Source organism: Flavobacterium sp. (assembly GCF_044373165.1).
Taxonomy (GTDB): domain Bacteria; phylum Bacteroidota; class Bacteroidia; order Flavobacteriales; family Flavobacteriaceae; genus Flavobacterium.
Genome location: NZ_JBILQL010000157.1, coordinates 1 through 4,681, shown reverse-complemented (window position 1 = coordinate 4,681; position 4,681 = coordinate 1). Strand labels below are relative to the sequence as shown.

The window sequence follows — 4,681 nt, the reverse complement described above, 5'->3', positions numbered from 1 at the left end:
ACCATTGTGCTGTATTTAAGGCATCTGTGCTCGTTACAGCAGTATTGTTTATAACAGCTTCTACTTTTCTGTTGCTGTTCACTTTGATTTGGAATTTGTCCTGACCTACTACAACGCCTTCATTAGTGTAACCGTTTCTTAAATCAATCCAAGCCATTAAGGTAGCATTGGTCAATCCGCCAACTACCGGAGTACTTTCTGCATAGTCATTTCTTCCGTCAAAATCCAATAATAATTTTTTGTTCAAGTTTCTAGGCGAACCTTTTACAGCCGGATTAGTGTCGAAAGCGTCTAAGATTCCGTCACGATCAGCGTCGGCACTTCCGTCTACTTTACCGTCATTATTGGTATCGATATTGTCGTATAAAGAAGTTGTAATATCGAAAATACCGTCGTTGTTAGCGTCTAATTCTAAGAAGTCGGCTATTCCGTCTCCGTCAGTATCCTGAGCGTAACTTCTGGCCACTGTACCGTAACCAACTGCGTTATCATATGAATCTAGGACACCATCTCTGTCAGTATCTACACCATCTCCTTTACCGTCGTCGTTGATGTCTCCGTCGCTATTCAAAACACCGGCTTCGTTTACGTCAAAGAATGAATCGTTATCGCTATCAAAATCTAAATAGTTTCTCAATCCGTCACCGTCAGAGTCAGTTACATTGTAAGTTCCTGCAGTAATAATACTGGCGATGTAATCGTTCATTCCGTTGCTGTTAGTGTCAGTCCATAATGAAGGGTTACTTTTGTCGAAAGTAGCTGTATTGTTACTGTACTGTTTGAAACCGGCTTCTTCGATATCCGGAATACCGTCGTTATCAGAATCTAAATCTTCTGTATCCGGAATACCATCGCCATCAGAATCGATACAACCTTGGTTGATTACAATTTGAACATCATCGATAAAGTTACCTACAGAAGCACTTCCTGATCCGGTATAACCCGCTTGGAAAGTAATTACGATTTGAGTTTGCCCTACTGGAATTGCATAAATTCCCGAATAAGTTCCCCAAGCTGTATTATCGTCAACCATTTCAACAATTGGAGTTGAAGCTAGAGCGTTAGCTAAAGTGCTACCCATTTTTACGAAAGCTTGATCCACGCCACCTCTTCCTCTGTGTTTGATAGACCAGTTGATAGTTCCTCCGGCACCATTCAAACAGAATGTTTGGTACAATGTTCCCGGTATGTTAGCATTTAATTCGGCAAATTGGTTACCGCTGGCTGCGTTTACACCATTGAATCCGCTGCTCCAAATTTCGATGAAGTTTTCGGCACTGGTTTGCCAACCGTTTACACTGCTGGTAGGTAAAATAGCGTAGCTTGAAGCATCAATTACTGGTGTTTCAAAACTACCGTTTACGAATGGGTCACTCAAACAGGTTCCACATTCTATGATGTCGGTTATCCCATCGTTGTCATCGTCAATGTCAGTGCTGCTGTCCACTGAGTCGCCATCGTTGTCTTGTAAACCTCTACCTGAAATATTGAAACGATAGTTAGCTTCATCGGCATCGTTATTAGTTATAAATATTGTTCCCGTTCTTACTCCGTTGGTTATTGGGTTAAATTCTACTGAGAACGTCATAGTTCCACCGGCAGGAATTACTGTTGGCGTAAAGTTTATAATATAATCAAAGGTATTGCTGCAAGTGATAGTTGAAATACTTAGAGGAAGTCCACCAATATTTTCAATTACGAAGTTATTGGTTGCTGAACCGCCATCGACTTGAACGCTTCCGAAATCAGTATTTCTGGCGGTACTGATAAGGGTATGACCATTTACTAAACTAACACCGTTTCCTTTAACGTTGATTTCTCTGTCGGTTACGTTTGCTGAAACGGCAAAAGTATAATTACTTTCGTCGGAGTCGTTACTAACAATAGAGATGGTAGCAGCTCTTGTTCCGGTTGTAGTTGGGTTGAAGACAACTGTGAGTGTAGCAGTACTGCCCGGGGTTACAACGTTTGGTGAAATACTAACCGCATAATCAGCTAATGTTGAGGAAACCGATGAAATATTTAAGTTACTGGTTCCTGTGTTTTGAACAACAAAAGTTCTTGTTACGGCAGATGATCCGAAGTTAGTGCCAGTAGCAACTGAGACTGAAGTTGTTCCGTTTAGAATATTGCTTGGTCCGGCACCACCTTGAACATTGATTTCTTGTTCTGTACCTATACCACGAACAGCAAAAGTATAAGTTCCTTCGTTGCTGTCATTATTATTGATAGTAATCACACCATTTCTGGTGCCTGCTACTGTAGGGTTAAATGTTACCGGTAAAGTAACTGAGCTGTAAGCCGGTATAGTAGTGGCAGGGAACGATACAATAAAGTCGCCGCTGTTAGAAGAAACAGCAGTAATTGATAAGCTGTTAACGCCTGTGTTTTCAATAGTGAAATTGTTGGTTACACTTCCGGTGTTCACATCTGTACTCCCGAAATCAGTATTTCTATCTACGTTGATAGTGGTACTTCCTGAAGTAATATTTACGGCATTTCCTTTTACGTTTATTTCTTTATCAGTTGCTGTCCCTGAAACTCTAAAAGTGTAGGTACCTTCGTTTGCGTCGTTATTGGAAAGTGATATAGTGGCAGTGCGTGTACCAGTTCCGGTTGGATTGTAAACCACTGTCAAGGTACCTGTGCCACCCGCAGGAATAGTACTTGGAGAAAAAGATACGGTATAATCGGTTAGTGAAGACCAAGCTGACCATAAGGATAGCGGACTTGTACCTGTGTTTTGAATAGTGAATGTTTTAGTGGTAGGTAAAGAACCAAAGTTAGTTCCGGTAGCATCAGAGGTTGTTGTAGTGCCACTTGGGATATCAGTTAATACAATACCTCCTTGTAAATTGATTTCTTGTTCTGTTCCTATACCTTGGACTCTGAAAGAGTAAGGGTTTTCATCACTGTCGCTGTTAGATATGTAAACCAATCCGCTACGTGTACCGGCTAAAACAGGATTGAAAGTCACTGTTAAGGTTGCTGAACCTCCGGGCGTAATTGTTGAAGATGAAATGGCAGCTGAAAAATCTCCATTATCAGTGTAAACAGACCAAATAGAAAGATTCGCAATACCAGTATTTTGAACGGTGTAGGTTTGTGAAACAGTTCCTGAATTTACATCAGTGCTGCCAAAATCAGTATTGATGGCTGTTGAGATAGTGGTACTGCCTGAAGCAATATTAGTGCTGTTAGCTTGCAGATTGATTTCCGGATAGGCATATCCTCTTACTGTTACATTGTCTATATAGTAAAATTCTCCATTATCAACACCTACACAGTATATGCGAAATCTTATGCTGTTGTTGCCTGAAGGGACACTAAAGACATATGGGTTAGAAGAGGCATCTGAAGTACCGTAGGAAAGCGTTTTGTTACTGCTTCCGTCCACTAATTTTACGGGACTTTGATAGTTGCTGCCATTATCATAAGAGAATTCAATGAACAAATCTTCATTATTATCTACATTAAGTGAAGCAAATGCAACGGAAACTTCAACATTGGCATAACCAGTAATATCTACATTTTGAAATGTAGCATATTGGTTGTTGCCTCTAAAACTTAAAGAGTTGCTTCCGGATACTCCAGTACCTGATGATACGTTGATATTAGACGTTGATGTTACAGAATAATTTAAATTGTCAGCTGCAAGACTCTCAAAAGATTGACTTCTGATAGTTACTTGTGAAAACGTTGCAATTGAGCATAGCAATATAAGTAGGTAACTTCTTTTTAGTAATCTTGTTAATAGTTTTTTCATAACTCTGGGCTTAACTTATGTGATATTTTTTGTTTGAAGATTATTAAACTCTTCATTTGATTATTTGACGTTTCAAAACTATACAAAAGAGTTTAAATAATCGATAAAAAGCATAAAAAAATCGATGAAATGCACATTATTGTTTTTTATACCAATAAAAAACTTACAAAAAATACAAAATTTTGTATTTTTTTCTTCGCTGTATTAACATTTTTAATCGATTAGTGGTTGTTTTTTTAGACGAATGGTATAAAATTGAAGCGACCCGGTATAAACCGAGTCGCCCATTAAAAAACAAATGAATTACTTTTACTTATTGCGTTGTGTTTTAGAACACTATCTTTTTAGTGATGCTTCCTTTATTGGTAATCACTTTTACCAAGTATGTACCTGATGAAGTTAGGTTAACTTTAAGGTTAATTTCCTCTTGGCTTTGGTTTTCTAATGACCAAGTGTGAATTTTTTGTCCTAATAGGTTATACAATTCAACGCCATTGATGTCTACTTGTAATGCATCATTTTTGATGGTTACCATTTGAGTGCTTTGAGCATGAATAATTTGTAAACCATTCCATAGATTATCTTGTGTTGATAAGGCTGCACCGGTGCTGAAGCGTAAAGAGAATCTGTTTTCAAATGTGCCGGCCGGTAAATTAGCTTTATAGGCTTGCTCTCTCAAATTAGTGTAAGTGTTGGTTACATTGTCATACAAGTAAATAGGAAACGATTCTTGGATATTTTCGAGTTCATCGATACTAAATTTAATGTTTCCTGGGGTAGCATTTTTTACACCTAAAGGATAAGTGTTAGCCGTATTAAAATAGCCATCAGCTAAGATATTCAATTTATAATTGCCTGAAATGAAGTACATATCATTAGATAATGTTTCCATACTTACGCCATCATAACCATTGT

The 4,681-nt window shown here is 38.3% G+C and carries 2 protein-coding genes; both read right to left on the bottom strand.

Translation table 11 applies throughout. From position 1 onward, the window contains the following. The coding region (locus ACIQ32_RS12275) for a beta strand repeat-containing protein (RefSeq protein WP_396195966.1) at positions 1 to 3,766 on the bottom strand (3,766 nt) is incomplete at its 3' end. A 328-nt stretch (positions 3,767 to 4,094) separates the two neighbouring features. Next, a partial coding sequence (locus ACIQ32_RS12270; RefSeq protein WP_396195965.1) for a T9SS type A sorting domain-containing protein occupies positions 4,095 to 4,681 on the bottom strand: 587 nt, incomplete at its 5' end.